Origin of the sequence: Citrobacter sp. RHB25-C09 (assembly GCF_013836145.1) — a bacterium.
Classification (GTDB): Bacteria; Pseudomonadota; Gammaproteobacteria; order Enterobacterales; family Enterobacteriaceae; genus Citrobacter_A.
Map to the genome: position 1 here is coordinate 4325881 of NZ_CP057483.1, position 25850 is coordinate 4351730.

Below are 25850 nucleotides of genomic sequence, written 5' to 3' on the forward strand. Positions count from 1 at the left end.
GGGTGGCGGAACGGACGGGACTCGAACCCGCGACCCCCTGCGTGACAGGCAGGTATTCTAACCAACTGAACTACCGCTCCACCGAATTTTTCTACAACCACTGATTTTTACATCAGTTTACTGCTTAATTTGATGCCTGGCAGTTCCCTACTCTCACATGGGGAGACCCCACACTACCATCGGCGCTACGGCGTTTCACTTCTGAGTTCGGCATGGGGTCAGGTGGGACCACCGCGCTAAAGCCGCCAGGCAAATTCTTTGTGCTCAGTACGCAATATTTTATCGCATCAGCTGCGTTGGCCGCATTCGCGAACCTCAGTCACATACCTGTGTATGCTCCTTCCGTCGCTTCACTTGCCGCCTTGCCGCTGCGCAAACTATTGCGCACTACAATCTGTAATCAAAGCTGAAAATTCTCTCAATTCCGCCAAAACATCTTCGGCGTTGTAAGGTTAAGCCTCACGGTTCATTAGTACCGGTTAGCTCAACGCATCGCTGCGCTTACACACCCGGCCTATCAACGTCGTCGTCTTCAACGTTCCTTCAGGAGACTTATAGTCTCAGGGAGAACTCATCTCGGGGCAAGTTTCGTGCTTAGATGCTTTCAGCACTTATCTCTTCCGCATTTAGCTACCGGGCAGTGCCATTGGCATGACAACCCGAACACCAGTGATGCGTCCACTCCGGTCCTCTCGTACTAGGAGCAGCCCCCCTCAATTCTCCAGCGCCCACGGCAGATAGGGACCGAACTGTCTCACGACGTTCTAAACCCAGCTCGCGTACCACTTTAAATGGCGAACAGCCATACCCTTGGGACCTACTTCAGCCCCAGGATGTGATGAGCCGACATCGAGGTGCCAAACACCGCCGTCGATATGAACTCTTGGGCGGTATCAGCCTGTTATCCCCGGAGTACCTTTTATCCGTTGAGCGATGGCCCTTCCATTCAGAACCACCGGATCACTAAGACCTGCTTTCGCACCTGCTCGCGCCGTCACGCTCGCAGTCAAGCTAGCTTATGCCTTTGCACTAACCTCCTGATGTCCGACCAGGATTAGCTAACCTTCGTGCTCCTCCGTTACTCTTTAGGAGGAGACCGCCCCAGTCAAACTACCCACCAGACACTGTCCGCAACCCGGATCACGGGCCTACGTTAGAACACCAGCCATTAAAGGGTGGTATTTCAAGGGCGGCTCCACGCAGACTGGCGTCCACGCTTCAAAGCCTCCCACCTATCCTACACATCAAGGACCAGTGTTCAGTGTCAAGCTATAGTAAAGGTTCACGGGGTCTTTCCGTCTTGCCGCGGGTACACTGCATCTTCACAGCGAGTTCAATTTCACTGAGTCTCGGGTGGAGACAGCCTGGCCATCATTACGCCATTCGTGCAGGTCGGAACTTACCCGACAAGGAATTTCGCTACCTTAGGACCGTTATAGTTACGGCCGCCGTTTACCGGGGCTTCGATCAAGAGCTTCTCCTTACGGATAACCCCATCAATTAACCTTCCGGCACCGGGCAGGCGTCACACCGTATACGTCCACTTTCGTGTTTGCACAGTGCTGTGTTTTTAATAAACAGTTGCAGCCAGCTGGTATCTTCGACTGATTTCAGCTCCACGAGCACGTCGCTTCACCTACATATCAGCGTGCCTTCTCCCGAAGTTACGGCACCATTTTGCCTAGTTCCTTCACCCGAGTTCTCTCAAGCGCCTTGGTATTCTCTACCTGACCACCTGTGTCGGTTTGGGGTACGATCTGATGTTACCTGATGCTTAGAGGCTTTTCCTGGAAGCAGGGCATTTGTCACTTCAGCACCGTAGTGCCTCGTCATCACGCCTCAGTGTTAAAGTGAACCGGATTTACCTGGTACACACACCTACACGCTTAAACCGGGACAACCGTCGCCCGGCCAACATAGCCTTCTCCGTCCCCCCTTCGCAGTAACACCAGGTACAGGAATATTAACCTGTTTCCCATCGACTACGCCTTTCGGCCTCGCCTTAGGGGTCGACTCACCCTGCCCCGATTAACGTTGGACAGGAACCCTTGGTCTTCCGGCGAGCGGGCTTTTCACCCGCTTTATCGTTACTTATGTCAGCATTCGCACTTCTGATACCTCCAGCATACCTCACAGTACACCTTCACAGGCTTACAGAACGCTCCCCTACCCAACAACACATAGTGTCGCTGCCGCAGCTTCGGTGCATGGTTTAGCCCCGTTACATCTTCCGCGCAGGCCGACTCGACCAGTGAGCTATTACGCTTTCTTTAAATGATGGCTGCTTCTAAGCCAACATCCTGGCTGTCTGAGCCTTCCCACATCGTTTCCCACTTAACCATGACTTTGGGACCTTAGCTGGCGGTCTGGGTTGTTTCCCTCTTCACGACGGACGTTAGCACCCGCCGTGTGTCTCCCGTGATAACATTCTTCGGTATTCGTAGTTTGCATCGGGTTGGTAAGTCGGGATGACCCCCTAGCCGAAACAGTGCTCTACCCCCGAAGATGAATTCACGAGGCGCTACCTAAATAGCTTTCGGGGAGAACCAGCTATCTCCCGGTTTGATTGGCCTTTCACCCCCAGCCACAAGTCATCCGCTAATTTTTCAACATTAGTCGGTTCGGTCCTCCAGTTAGTGTTACCCAACCTTCAACCTGCCCATGGCTAGATCACCGGGTTTCGGGTCTATACCCTGCAACTTAACGCCCAGTTAAGACTCGGTTTCCCTTCGGCTCCCCTATTCGGTTAACCTTGCTACAGAATATAAGTCGCTGACCCATTATACAAAAGGTACGCAGTCACCCCATAAAAGAGGCTCCCACTGCTTGTACGTACACGGTTTCAGGTTCTTTTTCACTCCCCTCGCCGGGGTTCTTTTCGCCTTTCCCTCACGGTACTGGTTCACTATCGGTCAGTCAGGAGTATTTAGCCTTGGAGGATGGTCCCCCCATATTCAGACAGGATACCACGTGTCCCGCCCTACTCATCGAGCTCACAACATGTGTGATTTTGTGTACGGGGCTGTCACCCTGTATCGCCGGCCTTTCCAGACCGTTCCACTACCACATATGCTGATTCAGGCTCTGGGCTGCTCCCCGTTCGCTCGCCGCTACTGGGGGAATCTCGGTTGATTTCTTTTCCTCGGGGTACTTAGATGTTTCAGTTCCCCCGGTTCGCCTCGTTAACCTATGTATTCAGTTAACGATAGTGCAACGAATTGCACTGGGTTTCCCCATTCGGACATCGCCGGCTATAACGGTTCATATCACCTTACCGACGCTTTTCGCAGATTAGCACGTCCTTCATCGCCTCTGACTGCCAGGGCATCCACCGTGTACGCTTAGTCGCTTAACCTCACAACCCGAAGATGTTTCTTTCGATTCATCATCGACTTGCGAAAATTTGAGAGACTCGAACACACATTGACTGTGTGTCGTTTCAATTTTCAGCTTGATCCAGATTTTTAAAGAGCAAATATCTCAAACATGACTCGTAAGTCAGTTTTGAGATATGACGGCCGGTGACTTTCACTCACAAACCAGCAAGTGGCGTCCCCTAGGGGATTCGAACCCCTGTTACCGCCGTGAAAGGGCGGTGTCCTGGGCCTCTAGACGAAGGGGACGTAAAGTCTCAATCGCAAGACGCCTTGCTATTTACTTTTCATCAGACAATCTGTGTGGACACTACAAAGGCAGGTTCTTTAAGGTAAGGAGGTGATCCAACCGCAGGTTCCCCTACGGTTACCTTGTTACGACTTCACCCCAGTCATGAATCACAAAGTGGTAAGCGCCCTCCCGAAGGTTAAGCTACCTACTTCTTTTGCAACCCACTCCCATGGTGTGACGGGCGGTGTGTACAAGGCCCGGGAACGTATTCACCGTGGCATTCTGATCCACGATTACTAGCGATTCCGACTTCATGGAGTCGAGTTGCAGACTCCAATCCGGACTACGACATACTTTATGAGGTCCGCTTGCTCTCGCGAGGTCGCTTCTCTTTGTATATGCCATTGTAGCACGTGTGTAGCCCTGGTCGTAAGGGCCATGATGACTTGACGTCATCCCCACCTTCCTCCAGTTTATCACTGGCAGTCTCCTTTGAGTTCCCGGCCGGACCGCTGGCAACAAAGGATAAGGGTTGCGCTCGTTGCGGGACTTAACCCAACATTTCACAACACGAGCTGACGACAGCCATGCAGCACCTGTCTCACAGTTCCCGAAGGCACAAATCCATCTCTGGATTCTTCTGTGGATGTCAAGACCAGGTAAGGTTCTTCGCGTTGCATCGAATTAAACCACATGCTCCACCGCTTGTGCGGGCCCCCGTCAATTCATTTGAGTTTTAACCTTGCGGCCGTACTCCCCAGGCGGTCGACTTAACGCGTTAGCTCCGGAAGCCACGCCTCAAGGGCACAACCTCCAAGTCGACATCGTTTACGGCGTGGACTACCAGGGTATCTAATCCTGTTTGCTCCCCACGCTTTCGCACCTGAGCGTCAGTCTTTGTCCAGGGGGCCGCCTTCGCCACCGGTATTCCTCCAGATCTCTACGCATTTCACCGCTACACCTGGAATTCTACCCCCCTCTACAAGACTCTAGCCTGCCAGTTTCGAATGCAGTTCCCAGGTTGAGCCCGGGGATTTCACATCCGACTTGACAGACCGCCTGCGTGCGCTTTACGCCCAGTAATTCCGATTAACGCTTGCACCCTCCGTATTACCGCGGCTGCTGGCACGGAGTTAGCCGGTGCTTCTTCTGCGGGTAACGTCAATTGCTGAGGTTATTAACCTCAACACCTTCCTCCCCGCTGAAAGTACTTTACAACCCGAAGGCCTTCTTCATACACGCGGCATGGCTGCATCAGGCTTGCGCCCATTGTGCAATATTCCCCACTGCTGCCTCCCGTAGGAGTCTGGACCGTGTCTCAGTTCCAGTGTGGCTGGTCATCCTCTCAGACCAGCTAGGGATCGTCGCCTTGGTGAGCCGTTACCTCACCAACAAGCTAATCCCATCTGGGCACATCCGATGGCAAGAGGCCCGAAGGTCCCCCTCTTTGGTCTTGCGACGTTATGCGGTATTAGCTACCGTTTCCAGTAGTTATCCCCCTCCATCGGGCAGTTTCCCAGACATTACTCACCCGTCCGCCACTCGTCAGCAAAGCAGCAAGCTGCTTCCTGTTACCGTTCGACTTGCATGTGTTAGGCCTGCCGCCAGCGTTCAATCTGAGCCATGATCAAACTCTTCAATTTAAGTTTGATGCTCGTAGAATTAAACTTCGTAATGAATTACGTGTTCACTCTTTGAGACTTGGTATTCATTTAGTGTCCGAGGACATTAAGAATCCATGTCACTTTGAGTGCCCACACAGATTGTCTGATAAATTGTTAAAGAGCAGTTGCGACGCGCTTCAGCGCTCTGTCGCGAGGTCCCGTATATTACGTTTTCCTCATTCAGAGTCAAGCATTTATTTTCGCTTTTCTCTGTCGGCATTCATCACTGGTTTTCACCGGAGAACCCTGCTGACCCGGCGGCTTGCGTGCCGTTGTTCCGTGTCAGTGGAGGCGCATTATAGGGAGTTATTTCGGGCTGACAAGGGGAAATTTGAAATAATTATCCGAGTGTTTCTTTTTTCACCAAAACAGAAGATAACGTACCATAAAATAAGCAATTTGTTGATTTTGCAACCGCAATCACACTTCCTGGTGGCATACTATTGGGTAAGAAAAATAAGAAAGGACGAGAGTAATGCCGTTAAGCGCACAACAGTTGGCCGCACAGAAAAACCTTTCCTATGTACTGGCAGAGAAGCTGGCGCAGCGGATTTTAAAAGGTGAATATGCCCCTGGTTCAATTCTCCCCGGTGAAATTGAGTTGGGCGATCAGTTTGGCGTAAGCCGTACTGCTGTCAGAGAAGCCGTTAAAACATTAACGGCGAAAGGTATGGTTTTACCCCGTCCACGCATTGGTACCCGGGTAATGCCCCAGGCAAACTGGAACTTCCTCGATCAAGAGCTGCTCACCTGGTGGATGACTGACAAAAACTTCCAGCAAGTTATCGAACATTTTCTGGTGATGCGTATCAGCCTGGAACCTCAAGCTTGTTTACTGGCAGCCACTATTGGCACAGCGGAGCAAAAAGCACGGTTGAACATATTAATGGAAGAGATGGTCGCGCTGAAAAAGAATTTTAAACGCGAACGCTGGATAGAAGTTGATATGGAATGGCATGAGCATATCTATGAAATGAGCGCGAACCCGTTCTTAACATCCTTTGCGTCGCTGTTTCATTCTGTCTACCACACCTATTTTAATTCAATCACCTACAACACTGTCGTAAAACTGGACTTGCACCAGGCGATTGTTGATGCCATTGCCCAATGTGATGGCGAAGGTGCGTTCAAGGCGTGTCAGGTATTACTGATGGCACCAAATGAGTCACCGGCTCAAAACGGAACACCGCGTTAAACAGAACCTCGCTCCATCAAAACTGGCGTCAGTTGTAGACGTTGCTGCTGTAGCGTGGGTTGCGCCATGCGATGAATCAGGACATCAATTGCTAACTCGCCCAGTTCATCTTTCGGTTGATGAATGGTAGTGAGTGGAGGCGTCATATAGCGTGCCAGTTCAATATCATCATAACCCACGATGGCCATATCTTGCGGGATCCGCAAACCCGCCTGATATAGCGCCTGATAGGCGCCCACAGCCATGGCATCGTTGCCGGCAAATACAGCATGGGGACGTTGCGGGTGATTAAGCAGTTTTTGCATCGCTTCAAAACCGCCGCCAAATTCGAAGTCACCGGTAATCTCGTAACCCTCTGGGATATTCAGTCCAGCGCGATTCATGGCGGCACGATACCCTTCCAGACGCAGTCGCGCCGGGGTTTTATCCAGTGGCCCTGTAATACAGGCGATGCGGGTAAAACCTTTATCTATCAGATGCTGAGTGGCAAGGTCGCCACCGAGTAATGAGTTATCCTGGATGAGATCGCTATCCCCTTCACCATCAAACGGCGACCAGTCCATCATTACCGTTGGAATAGAAGGATAACGCTGCATGATTTCGCGCGATGGCTGATGCGTTTCGGTACAAAGCAGTAATAAGCCATCGACTCGCTTTTGCATCAGGGTTTCCAGATTGCGATTCATCCGCTGCTCGTCACCTTCGGTGTTGCACAACACCAGGCTGTAGCCACGTTCGAAACAACTACGCTCCACGCCGCGCACCAGTTCAGAGTAAAACGGATTGGTACTTGCCGTGATAAGCATACCGATAGTGCGCGTCTGATTGAGCTTCAGGCTACGCGCCAGCGCGGAAGGTGCGTAATTTAAAGACTTGATCGCCGCATCAACTTTTTCAGTTATCGCTTCACTGACAAAGCGATCCTTGTTGATGACATGCGAAACGGTAGAGGTGGAAACGCCCGCCACGCGGGCAACATCCTTCATTGTAGCCAAGCGTTACCTCTGCTGATCTAAGAACGCCTCGATTTCGTCCCGCCACGGAACAGAAGGCTGAGCACCTTTCCGGGTGACCGCAATCGCTGCTGCTGCATGCGCAAAGCGAATGGCATCAGAGAGGGATTTTTCTTCCAGTAGGGCGGTAATCAACGCCCCGTTGAAGGTGTCTCCCGCGGCGATAGTATCGACAGCTTCGACTTTAAATCCCGGTACTCGGCGGCCTTCGCCTTTCACGCTGGCCCAGACACCGCGACTGCCTAACGTGATCAATACGGTATCAATACCTTTTGCATGCAGAACCTGGGCAGCCTTAGCGGCATCTTCATCGCTTTCAACGCGGACCCCGGTCAGCTTTTCCGCTTCGGTTTCGTTGGGGGTAATGATATCTACCAGCGCCAGCAGTTCGTCGGATAATTCACGCGCCGGCGCTGGGTTCAGCGCTACGGTGGTGTGATTACGCTGCGCAATTTTCGCTGCAGCCAGCACGCTTTCGAACGGTGACTCCAGTTGCATGAGCAAGGCGGAAGCCTGAGCAATACGCTCACGCTGAGCCTCCACCAGCGCAGGAGAAAGCGCCGCATTTGCCCCCGCATGAATGCCAATGACATTTTCACCTTCGCCGTTAACAAAGATAAGCGCCACACCGGTTGATTCGCCACGAATAACGCTAACGGGCTCGACGTCAATATTGTCACTGACCAGTTGTTTGCGAATATTACTGCCGATATCGTCATCACCGGTACAGGCAATAAACGAAATATTTGCCCCACTGCGACCCGCAGCAACCGCCTGATTCGCGCCTTTTCCGCCAAAAGCAACCTGATAATGGTTACCTGTTACCGTTTCCCCCGGTGTTGGGAATGTCTCCAGGTTGAGGATATGGTCAGCATTGATACTGCCAAGGACGACAAGATTGCCTGCGGTTTTCATGTTTGGAGTGTCCATCTGAGAGCGCCACCGGAATGACCCGGTGGCGTATGCCACACTTTTCTTTATTTATTGTCCATCGGGCGACACGGGTTCGCCTGAATCGCTTTTACTGCTTGATGACCAGTTTCAGGTCAACAGGGTATTTGGCCTGAACTTTCTCGCCTTTCAGTACCTTATCTGCCGTCTCAACGCCTTTCGCGCCAATCTGGTCCGGTAACTGGGCAATAGTCGCTGCCAGTTTGCCATCATTTACGGCTTTCTCGCCATCTGGCGTGCCGTCAAATCCGACGACCATCACATCTGATTTACCCGCAGTTTGCAGAGCACGCAGCGCGCCCAGCGCCATTTCGTCGTTCTGTGCAAATACAGCCTGCACGTCAGGATGCGCGGTCAGCAGGTTCTGCATTACGTTCAGACCTTTGGTACGGTCGAAGTCTGCTGGCTGGCTCGCCAGAACGTTAAATTTATGCGCAGCAACGGCCTGCTGGAAGCCTTCGCCACGTTCACGCGCTGCAGATGTACCGGCAATACCCTGCAGTTCGATTACTTTTGCGTTTTCACCGACTTTCTTCGCGATGTAGTCACCGGCAATTTTACCGCCCAGTACGTTATCAGACGCGATATGGCTAACAACGTCACCTTTGGTCGCCTGACGATCAAGCGTAATCACAGGGATTTTCGCCTGGTTTGCCATCTTCACGGCGTTACCTACAGCGTCAGAATCGGTTGGGTTAATCAGCAGAATTTTGGTGCCACGAACGGTTAAATCCTGAACGTTCGCCAGCTCTTTCGCCGGGTTATTCTGGGAGTCCAGAACCACCAGGTTGTAGCCTAACTTATCCGCTTCTTTCTGCGCTCCATCCTTCAGGGAGACAAAGAACGGGTTGTTAAGCGTGGAAACGACCAGCGCAATGGTATCTTTCGCCATCGCATTCGCACTCACGGTGGCGCTTAGCGCAACAGCAGAAACCAGGGTAGCCAGTTTTTTCATGTTCATATTCAAGATGTCCTGTAGTCGTTATTACTGCTTTTTGTTGTCTACCAGTACCGCCAGCAAAATCACCACCGCTTTGACGATCATCTGGTAATAGGAGGAAACACCTAACAAATTCAATCCATTATTAAGGAAACCAAGAATCAATGCGCCGATCAAGGTCCCAACTATACGTCCCTTACCACCTGCCAGGCTGGTACCACCCAGCACAACGGCTGCGATGGCATCCAACTCATAACCCGTACCTGCCGTCGGCTGCGCGGAAGAGAGACGCGCCACTTCAATAATTCCCGCCAGCGATGCCAACAGACCACACAATGAATAAACGATAATCTTGATTTTATTGACGCTAATCCCGGATAAACGGGTCGCCGCTTCATTACCGCCCAGCGCGTAGATGTAACGCCCCAGACGGGTATGGTGCAACATGTACCAGGCAGCAATAAAGACAATAGCCATGATCCAGACCGGCGTTGGTACGCCCAGTGGGCGACCGATACCGAACCAGCCAAACAGATCGGCATTTTCGGTAAATCCGGTATTAACCGGGCTGCCGTTGGTGTACACCATCGTTACACCGCGAAGTAGCAACATCATCACCAGCGTGGCGATAAACGCCTGCACACGGCCTTTTGCCACAATCACCCCAGTGACCGCACCTACTGCGGCACCCAATGCCAGCGCAGCGGCAACGGCCACCAGCGCGTTGACTTCAAATCCGACAATCGAAGCGGCAACCGCACCGGTGAGCGCCAGCAGAGAACCGACGGACAGGTCGATACCCGAGGTCAAAATCACCAGCGTCATACCTACCGCCATAATGGCGTTAACGGAGGTTTGCTGAAGAATGTTGAACAGGTTATTTACGGTGAAAAAGTTCGGACTTAATGTGGAAACAATCGCGATCAGCACCAGCAGGGCGATAAGCGATTTCTGCTCCATCAGCCACGCTTTTGTGAAATATCGGCGTCCAGAAACGGCCTGGGTAGTCATCTTATTACTCCTGATTCACGCGATTTAGCTTACCTACTGCGGCAGCCATCAGAACTTCCTGGGTGGCCTGCTCGCGAGTGAATTCACCGCCGAGATGCCCTTCATGCATGACGATAATGCGGTCACTCATGCCTAATACTTCTGGCATCTCTGAGGAAACCAGAATAATGCTCAGGCCGTCGGCCTTAAACTGATTGATAAGCTGATAGATTTCTTTCTTGGCGCCAACATCCACGCCACGGGTTGGCTCGTCGAGAATTAATACCTTAGGACGCGTCATCAGCCCGCGCGCAATCGCCACTTTTTGCTGGTTTCCCCCGGAAAGCAGGCCAATCGCTTGTTCCATTGACGGGGTTTTGACGTTGAAAAGACGAATAAAATCGCTCACCGCCTGCTGTTCATCTTTATGCTTCAGACCCCCACCGCTACGGCTGAAATAGCGCAGTGCGGTCAGCGACATATTCTCTTTCACTGACATACCGAGAACGAGGCCATCACGCTTACGGTCTTCCGAAATATAGACGATACCGTTCGCCAGGCCATCTTGTGGAGAACGCGTGACGACTTCATGACCGTCGAGAGTGACATAACCACTGGTGCGCGGCAGTGCGCCGTAGAGCACTTTCATCAGTTCGGTACGCCCCGCGCCCATCAGACCCGAAACGCCCAGGATCTCTCCCTGACGCAGTGTGAAAGAGACATTATTCACACCCGGGCCGCACAGGTTATCGACTTTGAGGCGGATTTCGCCAGGTGCTTTATCCAGACGTGGATACTGATCTTCCAGTTTACGTCCCACCATCATTTCAATCAGTGAATCTTCCGTTAGCGAGGCCACTTCGCGTTCAGCGATAAATTGCCCATCGCGGAAAACGGTGACGTCATCGCAAATCTCGAAGATCTCTTTCATGCGGTGAGAAATATAAACAATGCCGCGCCCTTGCGATTTCAATTCGCGGATCACGCGGAATAAGGATTCCGTTTCGGTATCGGTAAGCGCATCCGTCGGTTCATCCATAATGATGACCTTCGACTCGAAGCTCAGTACCTTAGCAATTTCGACCATCTGCTGGTCGCCAATCGATAATTCCCCCACTAGGCGATCGCTCTTAAAGCGCAGATTCAACCGGGTTAACAGTTTGTCCGCTTCTGCGTACATTGTTTTCCAGTCGATTTTGCCAAAGCGATTCACAAACTCGCGACCAAGGAAGATGTTCTCTGCAATGGTGAGTTGCGGGATCAGGTTCAGTTCCTGGTGGATGATGCCAATTCCGGCTTCCTGAGAGGATTTTGGGCCTGTAAAGGTGGTTTCGTTACCCAACCATAAGAGCGAACCGGCGTCACGGGTGTAGATCCCGGTCAGCACTTTCATCATGGTGGATTTACCCGCGCCGTTTTCCCCTACCAGCGCCATGACGCGGCCGGCATAAACGTTGAGTGCGGCACCGGAGAGGGCTTTTACGCCCGGGAACGATTTATCTATCCCTTTAAGTTGCAGTAATGCGTCCATGATGGCCTCAGAAAGTGACGCCAGCACAGAGAATGATATTCGCATACGGGGAACACTCCCCGCTGCGAATTACCGCCTGACTGTCTGCGGTTTGTTTTTTAAATTGTTCATGTGAGGTGTAACGAACTTCAATGGTGTTTCCCTGGTGTTGCTGCAGTTGCTCAATGTGGCTGAGCAACGTTTCGTGGAGGTGCGGATTATGTTGTTTAATTTCCGCAGCGAGAATGGCCGCCTCAACCTGCATTTCCTGGGTCACTACCTCCAGCACCTGCATAAAAGTAGGTACGCCCTGGGTTAATGCCATATCAATACGCGTTGTGCTGTTCGGGATGGGTAAACCTGCATCACACACCACCAGCGTATCAGTATGTCCCAGACGGGAGATCACCGATGAAATCTCAGAATTGAGTACTGTGCCTTTCTTCATTTTCTTACTCCACTAGCGAAACGTTTCGCTGGTTTTCAGTTTATTCTGGAAAGTGCGCAGAAAACCACCATTACGTAGCAGAATTGTGATCAACGTCGAAACGTTTCGCTAAGTGAAATAGGAGCGTAGGTTTAGCGAGAGTAATTACCGGATGGAGCAACACCATCCGGCTTTTCTAAAGAGACTTATATCTCGACCTGGGTTCCCAGTTCAATAACCCGGTTAGGGGGGATCTCGAACTGGTCCGGCGCACGCAGCGCGTTACGCTGGAGAATAAGATACAGCTTACCGCGCAGGCGCAGATACCAGGGGCGTTTGCCGACGATTAACGACTCGTGCGACATAAAGAACGACGTCTCCATCATGCGACAGCTCAGCCCTTCCAGGCCGCAGCGGTGGAAGACCTCTTCCACGTTTGGTGTTTCACGCCAGCCATAGCTTGCCACCACGCGCCAGAAGGTCGGCGACAACTGCTCAATCTGTACACGGCGAACGTTATGCACATACGGCGCATCTTCTGTACGTAGCGTCAGTAGGATCACGCGCTCATGGAGCACTTTGTTGTGTTTAAGGTTATGCATCAGCGCAAATGGAATCACGTTAAGCGCGCGTGACATATACACAGCAGTACCTGGCACACGCACCGGCGGCGATTTTTCCAGGGAGGCAATCATCGCTTCCAGAGAGTTACCGTGCTCATGCATTCGACGCAGCAGACGGAAACGTTCGCTCTTCCAGGTGGTCATGATCGTAAACATCACCAGACCCAGCGTCAGCGGCAGCCAACCACCGGAAATAATCTTGTCGAGGTTTGCCGAGAACAACGGAATATCGATACACAGGAACGCCACCAGAATCAGTGCCACAAAGTACTTATTCCAGTGCCAGTTGTTACGCGCCACGGTGGTGGAGAGGATCGTCGTCAGTACCATCGTACCGGTGACGGCAATACCATACGCCGCCGCCAGGTTGCTGGAGTGTTCAAAACTGACAATGACAATGACTACCGCGATATAAAGCATCCAGTTTACGAACGGAATATAGATTTGCCCGGACTCCATTTCGGAGGTGTGAATAATGCGCATCGGCGATAAATAGCCCAGACGAACCGCCTGCCGCGTCAGAGAGAAGACGCCCGAAATAACCGCCTGAGAGGCGATCACGGTCGCCATTGCAGCGATAATCAACAACGGAATCAGAGCCCAGTCAGGGGCTAACAGGAAGAACGGGTTTTTTATTGCTTCCGGATGCTTTAACAGCAGCGCGCCCTGGCCAAAATAGTTGAGCACCAGCGAAGGCAATACAACCGTAAACCATGCCAGCCGAATGGGAAACTTACCGAAGTGCCCCATGTCTGCATACAATGCTTCAACGCCGGTGATCGACAGGACGACTGCACCAAGCGCAATAAAGGAAACGGTTTTGTACTCCAGGAAGAAGTGCACCGCCCACATCGGATTCAGTGCCTGAAGCACTTCCGGATTGGCAATAATGCTACGTAAACCCAGTGCGGCCAGAATCAGAAACCACGCCAGCATGATTGGCGCAAACAGTTTACCCACCAGCCCGGTACCGTGTTTTTGAATCGCAAACAGCAGGGTCAGAACAATAAGCGCCAGCGGAACGACCCAGGTATCAAGCTGTGGTGCGATAATCTCAAGCCCCTCTATCGCCGAGAGAACCGAAATCGCAGGCGTTATCACCACTTCCCCATAGAAGAAGCTGCCGCCGATAAGACCAATAATCACCAGCACAGAGGTCATTCGGGCGGATGTATTACGGCCCGCCAATGACATCAGCGTCAGGATCCCCCCTTCACCGGCGTTATCCGCGCGCATGACGAAGGAGAGATATTTAACAGAAACGACCAGGATCAACAGCCAAAAGATAAGAGACAGGAAACCGAACACCGCGTCTCGCTCAACGCCAAAACCGAACTGGCCGGACAAACATTCACGCAGTGTATAAAGTGGGCTGGTACCAATATCACCATAGACAACCCCAATGGCTGCCAGGGTAATTGCAGATAACGATTGCTTATTATCAGTGCTCATAGACTAGTCTTTTTAATATAAAGAAATGTGTGCTTAGTCCCTTGGCCCACAAAAGCGCACAGTATGCACGATTAAACAAAAAATCGTACCCCTAAATGAAGCCAGATTATTCTGGCGCAAAGAATAAGAAATGCTTCATCAGACAATGACGACCTCATCTACGAAACGTCTATAATCGCTGTTTACGCAGTACTATTTTTGAAAGGATGCCACTCTATTATGGCTCACCCACATTTATTAGCGGAAAGAATTTCCCGCCTGAGCAGTGCGCTGGAAAAGGGCCTTTACGAGCGAAGCCATGCCATTCGCCTTTGCCTGCTGGCAGCCCTTAGCGGTGAGAGTGTTTTCCTGCTTGGCCCTCCTGGGATCGCAAAAAGCCTCATCGCGCGGCGATTGAAGTTTGCCTTTCAGAATGCGCGGGCGTTCGAATATCTGATGACGCGTTTTTCCACCCCGGAAGAGGTCTTCGGACCGCTCTCTATTCAGGCGCTGAAAGATGAAGGTCGCTACGAGCGCTTAACCGCCGGATATCTCCCGGAAGCGGAGATTGTTTTCTTAGATGAGATCTGGAAAGCAGGCCCGGCAATTCTTAACACCCTGCTGACGGCGATTAACGAACGCCACTTCCGCAACGGCGCACACGAAGAAAAAATTCCGATGCGCCTGCTGGTGGCAGCCTCTAACGAACTCCCCGAGGCGGACAGCAGCCTGGAGGCTTTATACGACCGCATGCTGATCCGTCTTTGGCTGGACAAAGTGCAGGACAAAGCCAACTTTCGCTCCATGCTCACCAGTCAACAGGACGAAAGCGAAAACCCGGTTCCCGCTGCGCTACAGGTCAGCGATGACGAGTATTACCAGTGGCAAAAAGAGATCGGCGCAATTCAGCTGCCCGATCACGTTTTTGAGCTGATTTTTACTTTGCGTCAGCAACTGGAAAATTTGCCAAACGCGCCCTACGTTTCGGACCGTCGCTGGAAAAAAGCGATACGTCTGTTACAGGCCAGCGCCTTCTTTAGCGGGCGTGACGCGGTTGCCCCCATTGACCTCATTCTGCTGAAAGACTGTTTATGGTACGACGCCCAAAGCCTGAACATGATGCAGCAACAGCTTGAAATATTGATGACCGGACACGCGTGGCAGCAGCAGGCACTGCTCACTCGACTCGGTGGAATTGTCCAACGCCGTATCCAGTTGCAGCAACAGCAAAGCGATAAAACGGCCTTTACAGTCATTCGACAGGGGGGAATGTTCAGCCGCCGCCCGCATTATGATCTTCCGGCCGATATCACCGCATCCACGCTTACTTTACTGCTGCAAAAGTCATTGAAATTGCATGATATGGAGGTAATTCATATTACTTTCGAACGCAGCGCGCTGGATCTCTGGCTGGCGAAAGGCGGTGAGATCCGTGGCAAGCTTAATGGGATCGGTTTTGCCCAGACGCTGAATCTGGAAGTCGATAGCGCTCAGCATCTGGTCGTTCGCGACGTCAGTCTTCAGGGGGCTCGCCTGGCGCTGCCCGGTTCGTCCGAAGAAGCCATGCCTGTTGAAATTAAGCAGCAACTGGAAGAGCTGGAAAACGACTGGCGTCAGCAGCACACCCGGTTTAGCGACCAGCAAAAATGTTTGTTTATCCATAGCGACTGGTTAGGTCGCATTGAAGCCAGCCTGCAGGATGTGGGAGAACAAATTCGCCAGGCGCAACAATGCTGACACTCGATACGCTGAATGTGATGTTGGCCGTCAGCGAAGAGGGGATGATTGAAGAGATGATCCTCGCGCTGCTGGCCTCACCGCAGTTGGCGATTTTTTTTGAAAAATTTCCCCGACTTAAGACCGCCATTACAGACGATCTTCCCCGCTGGCGTGAAGCGCTACGCAGTCGTTTAAAAGATACGCACGTGCCGCCAGAACTGACGGAAGAGGTGATGTGTTACCAGCAAAGCCAGCTCCTTTCGACCGCGCAGTTCATTGTCCAGCTTCCGCAAATATTAACGCTATTGCATCGACTGCATTCTCCTTATGCCGGGCAGGCGCAACAACTGGTCGACAGCAATGCGGTTTTTACCCCCGCCCTGCATACGCTTTTTTTGCAGCGCTGGCGTCTGAGTCTGGTGGTACAAGCCACCACGCTCAACCAGCAGTTGCTCGAAGAAGAACGTGAACAGTTATTGAGCGAAGTGCAGGAACGGATGACCCTGAGCGGCCAGTTGGATCCGGTACTGGCAGAAAACGACACAGCCGCAGGCCGTCTGTGGGATATGAGCGCAGGCCAAATCAGACGCGGCGATTACCAGTTGATCGTGAAGTACGGTGATTTTCTGACTGAACAACCTGAGCTAAAACGTCTGGCGGAACAGTTAGGACGTTCCAGAGAAGCGAAGTCGGTACCGCGTAAAGATGCGCCAATGGAAACCTTCCGCACATTAGTTCGTGAGCCTGCAACGGTTCCTGAGCAAGTTGACGGCATTCAACAAAGTGACGACATTCTGCGCCTGTTACCGCCTGAACTGGCCACACTCGGCATCACCGAACTGGAATATGAGTTTTATCGTCGTCTGGTAGAAAAACAGCTTTTGACCTATCGCCTGCACGGAGAAGCCTGGCGTGAAAAGGTGACCGAACGCCCGGTGGTTCACCAGGATTTCGACGAACAGCCGCGCGGACCGTTTATCGTCTGTGTGGACACGTCAGGTTCAATGGGCGGCTTTAATGAACAGTGTGCGAAAGCGTTTTGCCTTGCGCTGATGCGTATCGCCCTCGCAGATAACCGTCGCTGTTTTATTATGCTTTTTTCCACTGAAGTGGTGCGTTATGAGCTATCCGGGCCGGAAGGTATCGAACAGGCAATCCGTTTCTTAAGCCAGCGTTTTCGCGGGGGCACGGATATTGCCAGCTGTTTTCGCGCTATTATTGAGCGAATGCAGGGACGAGAATGGTTTGATGCTGATGCGGTGGTGATATCAGATTTTATCGCTCAGCGCCTGCCGGATGACGTGGTCAGTAAGGTGGGGGAGTTGCAGCGGGTACATCAGCATCGCTTTCACGCGGTAGCGATGTCCGCGCATGGCAAACCCGGCATAATGCGCATTTTCGATCATATCTGGCGCTTTGATACCGGGATGCGAAGCCGCCTGCTGAGACGCTGGCGGCGATAAGAGAATTACAGCAGCGACGCGACGCTTTCACGAACCTGAGCAGGCCATACGCCGCACTGAACCTGACCAATGTGCGGCAGTTGCAGCAGCAGCATGGTCAAACGAGACTGGCCGATGCCGCCGCCGATGGTCTGCGGCATTTCGCCGCGCAGCAGCGCCTGGTGCCATTCGAGGCTCAGACGATCTTCATCGCCGGTCAGCGCAAGCTGGTATTTCAGCGCATCAGCATCGACACGAATCCCCATTGAAGAGAGCTCAAACGCATCTTCAAGTACCGGGTTCCACACCAGAATATCGCCGTTCAGACCCGCATAGCCCAGCTCGGAAGCGGAGCTCCAGTCATCATAATCCGGCGCACGAACGTCATGGCGGTGACCATCGCTGAGCTTGCCGCCGATCCCAACCAGGAATACCGCGCCTAACTCTTTGGCGATCGCACGTTCACGCCCTTTTGCATCGAGATCTGGGTAACGAGACAGCAACTCCTGGCTATGAACAAAGTGGATCTGCGCTGGCAGGAACGGTGCCAGACCAAACTCTTTGCTGACAGCGGCTTCGGTGGCTTTAATGCCCGCCCAGATAGCCTCTACCGTGCTTTTCAGCGTGGAGAATTTACGTTCACCGTCGCCCATCACGCGCTCCCAGTCCCATTGATCAACGTAGACTGAATGGAGTGGAGAGAGGCGATCTTCGTCCGGACGAAGGGCTTTCATGTGCGTGTAGAGCCCTTCACCAGCGCTGAAGTCGTGTTGTCCCAGGGTTTGACGTTTCCACTTCGCCAGAGAATGCACCACTTCGAACTGGGCATCTGGCAGCGCTTTCACTTTTACCTGTACCGCTTTTTCACAGCCCGACAAGTTATCTTGTGTGCCATCTCCAACACGGCTGAGGATCGGTGCCTGAACTTCGATCAGACCCAGACGCTCCTCTAACTGGCGAGAGAAGTGAGATTTCACGTAACTAATTTGACGTTGTTTGGCGATGTAAGCGGTTTTCATTTTTTAACTCCTGCGTCCTGTTGCCTATGATTAAGCAACAGAATGAGGTCAATATTCAATAATCCACAAACAAAAAGCCGTTGTTGATTTTGATTCGATAAAAATTACCGCTAAAATAGAACGAATCATTAATACACATAAGAAAAACCTATGGAAAATTATCAAATCGACAATCTGGACCGGGGCATTCTTGACGCCTTGATGGCCAATGCCCGCACCGCCTACGCAGAACTGGCTAAACAGTTTGGTGTCAGCCCCGGGACCATTCACGTTCGCGTAGAAAAGATGAAACAGGCAGGCATCATCACTGGCGCCCGTATTGACGTCAGTCCGAAACAATTGGGTTATGACGTCGGCTGCTTTATCGGCATCATCCTTAAAAGTGCAAAGGACTATCCTTCCGCACTGGCCAGACTGGAAAGCCTTGATGAAGTCACCGAAGCGTATTACACCACCGGCCATTACAGCATCTTTATTAAGGTCATGTGCAAGTCCATCGATGCACTCCAGCATGTACTTATCAACAAGATCCAAACAATTGATGAAATTCAGTCCACCGAGACGTTGATCGTCTTGCAGAACCCGATCATGCGCACCATTAAGCCGTGATCGGCTTTTTTAATCCCACATTTTTCCACAGGTAGATCCCAGCTCACTCACAGCGTACAATGACTGCCTCTTTATATGAGCGAGCGATCAATGGCTGACATTACTCTTATTAGCGGAAGCACCCTTGGTGGTGCTGAATATGTTGCAGAACACCTGGCTGAAAAGCTGGAAGATGCCGGTTTTTCCACCGAAACCCTGCACGGTCCGCTGTTAGAGGATCTTTCCACCTCCGGGATCTGGCTGGTTATCAGCTCCACTCACGGCGCAGGCGATATTCCAGACAACCTTCTTCCTTTATATGAAGAGTTACAGGAACAGACTCCCGATCTGTCAGCGGTGCGTTTTGGTGCCATCGGTATCGGTAGCCGCGAATATGACACATTCTGTGGCGCGATCGACAAGATTGAGTCTGAACTGAAGAATGCGGGAGCAAAACAGCTGGGCGAAACACTCAAGATCAACATCCTCGATCACGATATTCCGGAAGATCCGGCAGAGGTTTGGTTGGGATCCTGGATTAATTTACTCAAATAAGTGTAAAGATCGTGCGATCGAGTGTGGATAACTCTGTCAGAAACCTTGGATCAACCGGTAGTTATCCAAAGAACAACCCTTGCTCACTTTTTGAGTTGTGTATAACTACGCATTCTGATCCCAGCTTATACTGACCAGGATCACCGATCATTCACAGCTAGTGATCCTTGCCAACGTATTGATCTTAAATGACGGATCCGGCTTATCCACAGCACATCGCGATCCTAATAAGAGATCACAATAGAACAGATCTCTAAATAAAAAGATCTTCTTTTTAATACCCAGGATCCCAGGACTTTCTCGATCGACTAAAGTTGAGTAGAATCCACCGCCCGGGCTTCAATCCATTTTCACACCGCGTTATGCGAGGCAATTACCATGTTTTATCCGGATCCTTTCGACGTCATCATCATTGGCGGGGGTCATGCAGGCACTGAGGCCGCGATGGCCGCAGCGCGTATGGGTCAGCAGACCCTGCTTTTGACACACAATATCGACACGTTGGGGCAGATGAGCTGCAACCCGGCAATTGGCGGTATTGGCAAGGGACACCTGGTAAAAGAAGTGGATGCGCTTGGTGGGCTGATGGCAAGGGCGATCGATCAGGCGGGTATTCAGTTTAGGATACTAAACGCGAGCAAAGGTCCGGCGGTACGCGCCACTCGTGCTCAGGCAGATCGCGTGCTCTATCGTCAGGCAGTTCGCACCGCACTAGAGAATCAACCAAACCTGATGATCTTCCAGCAGGCGGTTGAAGATCTGATTGTCGAGAACGATCGTGTCGTTGGCGCCGTGACCCAGATGGGACTTAAATTCCGTGCAAAAGCCGTTGTGCTGACCGTCGGAACATTCCTTGATGGCAAAATACATATCGGGCTGGACAACTACAGCGGTGGCCGTGCTGGCGATCCGCCGTCCATTCCTCTTTCGCGCCGTCTGCGTGAACTGCCGCTGCGCGTCAGTCGCCTGAAAACCGGTACGCCGCCGCGTATTGATGCGCGCACTATCGATTTCAGCGTGCTGGCGCAACAGCATGGTGATAACCCAATGCCGGTCTTCTCGTTCATGGGCAATGCAGCGCAACATCCGCAGCAGGTGCCGTGTTACATCACACACACTAACGAGAAAACCCATGACGTGATCCGCAATAACCTCGATCGCAGCCCAATGTACGCTGGCGTTATCGAAGGGATCGGCCCACGTTATTGCCCGTCGATCGAAGACAAAGTCATGCGCTTTGCCGATCGTAACCAGCACCAGATCTTCCTGGAGCCAGAAGGGCTGACCTCCAACGAAATTTATCCGAACGGTATCTCCACCAGCCTGCCATTCGATGTGCAGATGCAGATCGTTCGTTCCATGCAGGGGATGGAAAACGCGAAAATCGTCCGTCCGGGCTACGCCATTGAGTATGATTTCTTCGACCCGCGCGATCTCAAGCCGACGCTGGAGAGTAAATTTATTCAGGGTCTGTTCTTTGCCGGACAAATTAACGGCACCACGGGTTACGAAGAAGCGGCTGCGCAAGGTCTACTTGCCGGTCTGAACGCCGCCCGTCTTTCTGCGGACAAAGAGGGCTGGGCACCTGCTCGTTCTCAGGCTTACCTGGGCGTACTGGTGGATGACCTCTGCACGCTGGGCACCAAAGAGCCATACCGTATGTTTACTTCCCGTGCGGAATACCGCCTGATGCTGCGTGAAGACAACGCCGATCTGCGTCTGACGGAAATGGGCCGCGAACTGGGTCTGGTGGACGACGTGCGTTGGGCGCGCTTCAACGAGAAGCAGGAAAGCATCGAACGCGAACGTCAGCGCCTGAAATCCACCTGGGTTAACCCAATGGCTGAATCTGCTGCCGAAGTGAACGCTCACCTTTCTACGCCTCTCTCTCGTGAAGCCAGCGGTGAAGACCTGCTGCGTCGCCCTGATATGACCTACGCTCAGTTGACGGCGATGACGCCGTTTGCGCCTGCACTGGAAGACGTTCAGGCTGCTGAGCAGGTTGAAATCCAGGTGAAATACGAAGGTTACATCGCGCGTCAGCAGGATGAGATCGAAAAACAGCTACGCAATGAAAATACGCTTTTGCCTGCGACGCTGGATTACCGCCAGGTTTCCGGTCTGTCTAACGAAGTGATCGCCAAGCTGAACGATCACAAGCCGGTTTCTATCGGTCAGGCATCGCGTATCTCTGGTGTGACGCCAGCGGCTATCTCTATTCTGCTGGTGTGGCTGAAAAAACAGGGAATGCTGCGCCGTAGCGCTTAAAGACAGTTTTGGCGGGGGCACTTTGCTTTCCCGCCCGACAATTTCGTCGGCCGGATAAGGCGAAGCCGCCATCCGGCAAGGATAACTACAGGTAATCACCGTGCTTAACAAACTCAATCGTCTGCTGGATGAAGCGGGCATTTCTCTTACCGATCACCAGAAAAATCAGCTGATTGCGTATGTTGAAATGCTGCATAAATGGAATAAAGCGTACAACCTGACGTCTGTGCGGGAACCTGGTGAAATGCTGGTGCGTCATATCCTCGACAGCATCGTTGTTGCCCCTCATTTGCAGGGCGATCGTTTTATCGACGTGGGGACAGGACCTGGGTTACCGGGGATACCGTTATCTATCGTGCGTCCAGAGTCGCATTTCACCCTGCTGGACAGCCTGGGCAAGCGTGTTCGGTTCCTTCGTCAGGTTCAGCACGAGTTGAAACTGGATAATATTACGCCGGTGCAGAGTCGCGTCGAAGAGTTTCCTGCGGAGCCACCGTTTGATGGCGTTATCAGCCGGGCATTTGCCTCGTTGAACGACATGGTAGGCTGGTGTCACCACCTGCCTGGCGAGAATGGTCGTTTTTATGCGCTCAAAGGTCTGTTGCCGGAAGATGAAATTGCTACGCTCCCTGCTGCATTTTGCGTCGAGTCAGTGGTGAAACTGCGCGTTCCACAACTGGAAGGCGAGCGTCATCTGGTGGTCATTAAGCCAAACTGATATTAATTTTTATCAAAAATATTCGAGAAAAATCGCAAACGAACTTGTTAAAAATCATTAGTCATTCAAGCGATATAGCTCGTTACACTTAACGCCATGTTTACTGTCTATTATCAACAGAGCAACGTGGCTTTTTTTGGTAAAAACAAAAAATAGTCAACCATGAAAATATCAGGCTGCTAAATATCGAGTCACAGAATCAAACTGGGCTGTTAAATTATTATTAAAAATGTCAATGGTGGGTTTTTGAGTTGTAAGTAAGCGTTTTTAAAACAGTGAGTGATTTTAGGCTTAAATATCAAAATGTTGATAAGGCATCATTTGCCAAGTAAATAAACAGGGTCAGAGCGAAGATGCTCGTTCTGTGATCTGAAGCACGCTTTATAACCAGTGTTTTCGCGGTATTTGCAGTTTTGCATGATCGTTCACAGTTTGGCTAAAAGTGATAAATGTGGGCTGACGAAAATTATTTAAACATTTATTCACCTTTTGGCTACTTATTGTTTGAAATCACGAGGGCGCACCGTATAATTTGACCGCTTTTTGATGCTTGACTCCTGGCCTCAAAGAACGTTTTATACGACACGCGGCATACCTCGTAGGGAGCAGGAGTAAAAACGTGATGTCTGTGTCGCTCTTGAGTCGAAACGTTGCTCGTAAGCTTTTGCTCATTCAGTTTCTGGCAGTAGCAGCAAGTGGATTGCTGTTCGGCCTCAAAGACCCCTTCTGGGGCACTTCCGCAATTTGCGGTGGTTTGGCAGTCTTTCTGCCAAACGTGTTGTTTATGATATTTGCCTGGCGTCACCAGGCGCATACACCTGCTAAAGGCCGAGTGGCCTGGACGTTCGCCTTCGGTGAAGCGTTGAAGGTGTTAGCGATGCTTGTTTTGCTGGTGGTGGCGCTGGCGGTTTTGAAGGCGGTTTTTTTGCCGCTCATCGTGACGTGGGTTTTGGTGCTGGTGGTTCAGATACTGGCGCCGGCTGTAATTAACAACAAAGGGTAAAAGGCATCATGGCTTCAGAAAATATGACGCCGCAGGATTACATAGGACACCATCTGAATAACCTTCAGCTGGACCTGCGTACATTCTCGCTGGTGGATCCGCATAACCCCCCAGCCACCTTCTGGACGCTCAATATTGACTCCATGTTTTTCTCGGTGGTTCTGGGTCTGTTGTTCCTGCTTATGTTCCGCAGCGTGGCCAAAAAGGCGACCAGCGGCGTACCAGGCAAATTTCAGACCGCGATTGAGCTGGTAATCGGCTTTGTGCATGGTAGCGTGAAAGACATGTACCATGGCAAAAGCAAGCTGATTGCACCGCTGGCCCTGACGATTTTCGTCTGGGTATTCCTGATGAACCTGATGGACTTACTGCCAATCGACCTGCTGCCGTACATCGGCGAGCATATCTTCGGTCTGCCTGCACTGCGCGTGGTTCCGTCTGCTGACGTGAACATCACCCTGTCCATGGCGCTCGGCGTATTTATCCTCATTCTGTTCTACAGCATCAAAATGAAAGGCATCGGTGGCTTCACGAAAGAGTTGACGCTGCAGCCGTTCAATCACTGGGCGTTCATCCCTGTCAACTTAATCCTTGAAGGGGTAAGTCTGCTGTCCAAACCGGTTTCTCTCGGTCTGCGACTGTTCGGCAACATGTATGCCGGTGAGCTGATTTTCATTCTGATTGCTGGTCTGTTGCCGTGGTGGTCACAGTGGATCCTGAATGTGCCGTGGGCCATTTTCCACATCCTGATTATTACGCTGCAAGCCTTCATCTTCATGGTTCTGACGATCGTCTATCTGTCGATGGCGTCTGAAGAGCATTAATTTACCAACACTACTACGTTTTAACTGAAACAAACTGGAGACTGTCATGGAAAACCTGAATATGGATCTGCTGTACATGGCTGCCGCTGTGATGATGGGTCTGGCGGCAATCGGTGCTGCGATCGGTATCGGCATCCTCGGGGGTAAATTCCTGGAAGGCGCAGCGCGTCAACCAGATCTGATTCCTCTGCTGCGTACTCAGTTCTTTATCGTTATGGGTCTGGTGGATGCTATCCCGATGATCGCTGTAGGTCTGGGTCTGTACGTGATGTTCGCTGTCGCGTAGTAAGCGTTGCTTGAATTAAGAGCAATATCAGAACGTTAACTAGATAGAGGCATTGTGCTGTGAATCTTAACGCAACAATCCTCGGCCAGGCCATCGCGTTTGTCCTGTTCGTTCTGTTCTGCATGAAGTATGTATGGCCGCCGTTAATGGCTGCCATCGAAAAGCGTCAAAAAGAAATTGCTGACGGCCTTGCTTCTGCTGAACGAGCACATAAGGATCTTGACCTTGCAAAGGCCAGCGCGACCGACCAGCTGAAAAAAGCGAAGGCGGAAGCTCAGGTAATCATTGAGCAGGCGAACAAACGCCGCGCTCAGATCCTGGACGAAGCCAAAACTGAAGCAGAGCAGGAACGTACTAAAATCGTCGCACAGGCGCAGGCGGAAATTGATGCCGAGCGTAAACGTGCCCGTGAAGAGCTGCGTAAGCAAGTTGCTATCCTGGCTGTCGCTGGCGCCGAGAAGATCATCGAACGTTCCGTGGATGAAGCTGCTAACAGCGACATCGTGGATAAACTTGTCGCTGAACTGTAAGGAGGGAGGGGCCGATGTCTGAATTTGTTACGGTAGCTCGCCCCTACGCCAAAGCAGCTTTTGACTTTGCCGTCGAACACCAAAGTGTAGAGCGCTGGCAGGACATGCTGGCGTTTGCCGCCGAGGTAACTAAGAACGAACAAATGGCAGAGCTTCTCTCTGGCGCACTGGCGCCGGAAACGCTCGCTGAGTCGTTTATCGCAGTCTGCGGTGAGCAGTTGGACGAAAACGGTCAGAACCTGATTAAGGTCATGGCTGAAAATAACCGTCTGAACGCGCTCCCGGATGTACTGGAGCAGTTCATTCACCTGCGTGCAGCGAGTGAGTCTACCTCTGAGGTAGAAGTCACTTCCGCCACCGAACTGAGTGAAGAACAGCTTGCGAAAATTAGCGCTGCGATGGAAAAACGTCTGTCACGCAAAGTTAAGCTGAATTGCAAAATCGATAAGTCTGTAATGGCAGGCGTTATCATCCGTGCGGGTGATATGGTCATTGATGGCAGCGTACGCGGCCGTCTTGAACGCCTTGCAGACGTCTTGCAGTCTTAA

General features: G+C 51.7%; 20 protein-coding genes, 2 tRNA genes and 3 rRNA genes. 12 read left to right on the top strand and 13 right to left on the bottom strand.

Features of this window, described 5'->3' with window-relative positions:
* Positions 1 to 3: 3 nt before the first annotated feature.
* The 5 genes from HVY19_RS20415 to HVY19_RS20435 all read right to left on the bottom strand — a co-directional run bounded on the left by HVY19_RS20415 (position 4) and on the right by HVY19_RS20435 (position 5249).
* Positions 4 to 80 (bottom strand) — tRNA-Asp (locus tag HVY19_RS20415).
* Between the two features lie 54 nt (positions 81 to 134).
* Positions 135 to 250 (bottom strand): 5S ribosomal RNA (gene rrf, locus HVY19_RS20420).
* A gap of 198 nt (positions 251 to 448) precedes the next feature.
* Positions 449 to 3355: ribosomal RNA gene (locus HVY19_RS20425) — 23S ribosomal RNA — on the bottom strand.
* A gap of 192 nt (positions 3356 to 3547) precedes the next feature.
* Positions 3548 to 3623, bottom strand: a tRNA-Glu gene (locus tag HVY19_RS20430).
* An 84-nt stretch (positions 3624 to 3707) separates the two neighbouring features.
* A 16S ribosomal RNA gene (locus tag HVY19_RS20435) occupies positions 3708 to 5249 on the bottom strand.
* The 16S, 23S and 5S rRNA genes sit together here with 2 tRNA genes alongside, the layout of an rRNA operon.
* A 496-nt stretch (positions 5250 to 5745) precedes the next feature.
* On the opposite strand from HVY19_RS20435, the gene HVY19_RS20440 reads away from it, so the two are divergent.
* A complete protein-coding gene (locus tag HVY19_RS20440; RefSeq protein ID WP_181682380.1) occupies positions 5746 to 6465 on the top strand; it encodes a FadR/GntR family transcriptional regulator in 720 nt (239 codons plus the stop codon).
* On the opposite strand, the gene rbsR is transcribed toward HVY19_RS20440, so the two are convergent.
* From rbsR to kup, 7 genes are all read right to left on the bottom strand, one after another.
* Positions 6462 to 7460, bottom strand: a complete 999-nt coding sequence (gene rbsR, locus HVY19_RS20445) for a ribose operon transcriptional repressor RbsR (protein WP_181682381.1) — start codon at positions 7458 to 7460, stop codon at positions 6462 to 6464. The two genes, HVY19_RS20440 and rbsR, sit on opposite strands and share 4 nt — an antisense overlap.
* Positions 7461 to 7463: 3 nt before the next feature.
* Positions 7464 to 8393, bottom strand: a complete 930-nt coding sequence (rbsK, locus tag HVY19_RS20450) for a ribokinase (protein ID WP_181682382.1) — start codon at positions 8391 to 8393, stop codon at positions 7464 to 7466.
* 106 nt (positions 8394 to 8499) lie between these two features.
* The gene (gene rbsB / locus HVY19_RS20455) at positions 8500 to 9390 is read right to left on the bottom strand and encodes a ribose ABC transporter substrate-binding protein RbsB (protein WP_181682383.1); all 891 of its coding nucleotides are present in this window, start codon (positions 9388 to 9390) and stop codon (positions 8500 to 8502) included.
* A gap of 24 nt (positions 9391 to 9414) precedes the next feature.
* Positions 9415 to 10380, bottom strand: a complete 966-nt coding sequence (rbsC, locus tag HVY19_RS20460) for a ribose ABC transporter permease (RefSeq protein ID WP_181682384.1) — start codon at positions 10378 to 10380, stop codon at positions 9415 to 9417.
* Positions 10381 to 10384: 4 nt separating this feature from the next.
* The gene (rbsA, locus tag HVY19_RS20465) at positions 10385 to 11890 is read right to left on the bottom strand and encodes a ribose ABC transporter ATP-binding protein RbsA (protein WP_181684343.1); all 1506 of its coding nucleotides are present in this window, start codon (positions 11888 to 11890) and stop codon (positions 10385 to 10387) included.
* 7 nt (positions 11891 to 11897) lie between these two features.
* Entirely contained in the window at positions 11898 to 12317 is a 420-nt protein-coding gene (gene rbsD / locus HVY19_RS20470) for a D-ribose pyranase (RefSeq protein WP_181682385.1), read from the bottom strand.
* 185 nt (positions 12318 to 12502) lie between these two features.
* Positions 12503 to 14371 (bottom strand): low affinity potassium transporter Kup, encoded by a 1869-nt coding sequence (gene kup / locus HVY19_RS20475; protein WP_181682386.1) that lies wholly within the window; start codon positions 14369 to 14371, stop codon positions 12503 to 12505.
* 219 nt (positions 14372 to 14590) lie between these two features.
* On the opposite strand from kup, the gene ravA reads away from it, so the two are divergent.
* Complete coding sequence (gene ravA, locus HVY19_RS20480; protein WP_181682387.1) at positions 14591 to 16087, top strand: ATPase RavA; 1497 nt, start codon at positions 14591 to 14593, stop codon at positions 16085 to 16087.
* A complete protein-coding gene (gene viaA, locus HVY19_RS20485; protein ID WP_181682388.1) occupies positions 16081 to 17532 on the top strand; it encodes an ATPase RavA stimulator ViaA in 1452 nt (483 codons plus the stop codon). The genes ravA and viaA overlap by 7 nt, the downstream gene beginning before the upstream one ends.
* Before the next feature lie 5 nt (positions 17533 to 17537).
* On the opposite strand, the gene asnA is transcribed toward viaA, so the two are convergent.
* The gene (gene asnA / locus HVY19_RS20490; protein ID WP_181682389.1) at positions 17538 to 18530 is read right to left on the bottom strand and encodes an aspartate--ammonia ligase; all 993 of its coding nucleotides are present in this window, start codon (positions 18528 to 18530) and stop codon (positions 17538 to 17540) included.
* Between the two features lie 150 nt (positions 18531 to 18680).
* Between asnA and asnC the strand changes: the two genes are divergently transcribed.
* The 9 genes from asnC (at position 18681) to atpH (ending at position 25850) form a co-directional block, all read left to right on the top strand.
* The gene (asnC, locus tag HVY19_RS20495) at positions 18681 to 19139 is read left to right on the top strand and encodes a transcriptional regulator AsnC (protein WP_000433014.1); all 459 of its coding nucleotides are present in this window, start codon (positions 18681 to 18683) and stop codon (positions 19137 to 19139) included.
* 90 nt (positions 19140 to 19229) lie between these two features.
* Complete coding sequence (mioC, locus tag HVY19_RS20500; protein WP_181682390.1) at positions 19230 to 19673, top strand: FMN-binding protein MioC; 444 nt, start codon at positions 19230 to 19232, stop codon at positions 19671 to 19673.
* A 378-nt stretch (positions 19674 to 20051) separates the two neighbouring features.
* Entirely contained in the window at positions 20052 to 21941 is a 1890-nt protein-coding gene (gene mnmG / locus HVY19_RS20505; RefSeq protein WP_181682391.1) for a tRNA uridine-5-carboxymethylaminomethyl(34) synthesis enzyme MnmG, read from the top strand.
* 100 nt (positions 21942 to 22041) lie between these two features.
* Positions 22042 to 22659 (top strand): 16S rRNA (guanine(527)-N(7))-methyltransferase RsmG, encoded by a 618-nt coding sequence (gene rsmG, locus HVY19_RS20510; protein WP_181682392.1) that lies wholly within the window; start codon positions 22042 to 22044, stop codon positions 22657 to 22659.
* Positions 22660 to 23281: 622 nt separating this feature from the next.
* A complete protein-coding gene (atpI, locus tag HVY19_RS20515; protein ID WP_181682393.1) occupies positions 23282 to 23662 on the top strand; it encodes a F0F1 ATP synthase subunit I in 381 nt (126 codons plus the stop codon).
* An 8-nt stretch (positions 23663 to 23670) separates the two neighbouring features.
* The gene (atpB, locus tag HVY19_RS20520; protein WP_047460083.1) at positions 23671 to 24486 is read left to right on the top strand and encodes a F0F1 ATP synthase subunit A; all 816 of its coding nucleotides are present in this window, start codon (positions 23671 to 23673) and stop codon (positions 24484 to 24486) included.
* Positions 24487 to 24532: 46 nt separating this feature from the next.
* Positions 24533 to 24772: a F0F1 ATP synthase subunit C gene (gene atpE, locus HVY19_RS20525; RefSeq protein ID WP_000429386.1), complete on the top strand. Its 240-nt coding sequence runs from the start codon at positions 24533 to 24535 to the stop codon at positions 24770 to 24772.
* Positions 24773 to 24831: 59 nt separating this feature from the next.
* Complete coding sequence (gene atpF / locus HVY19_RS20530; RefSeq protein ID WP_003827022.1) at positions 24832 to 25302, top strand: F0F1 ATP synthase subunit B; 471 nt, start codon at positions 24832 to 24834, stop codon at positions 25300 to 25302.
* A 14-nt stretch (positions 25303 to 25316) separates the two neighbouring features.
* A complete protein-coding gene (atpH, locus tag HVY19_RS20535; RefSeq protein ID WP_181682394.1) occupies positions 25317 to 25850 on the top strand; it encodes a F0F1 ATP synthase subunit delta in 534 nt (177 codons plus the stop codon).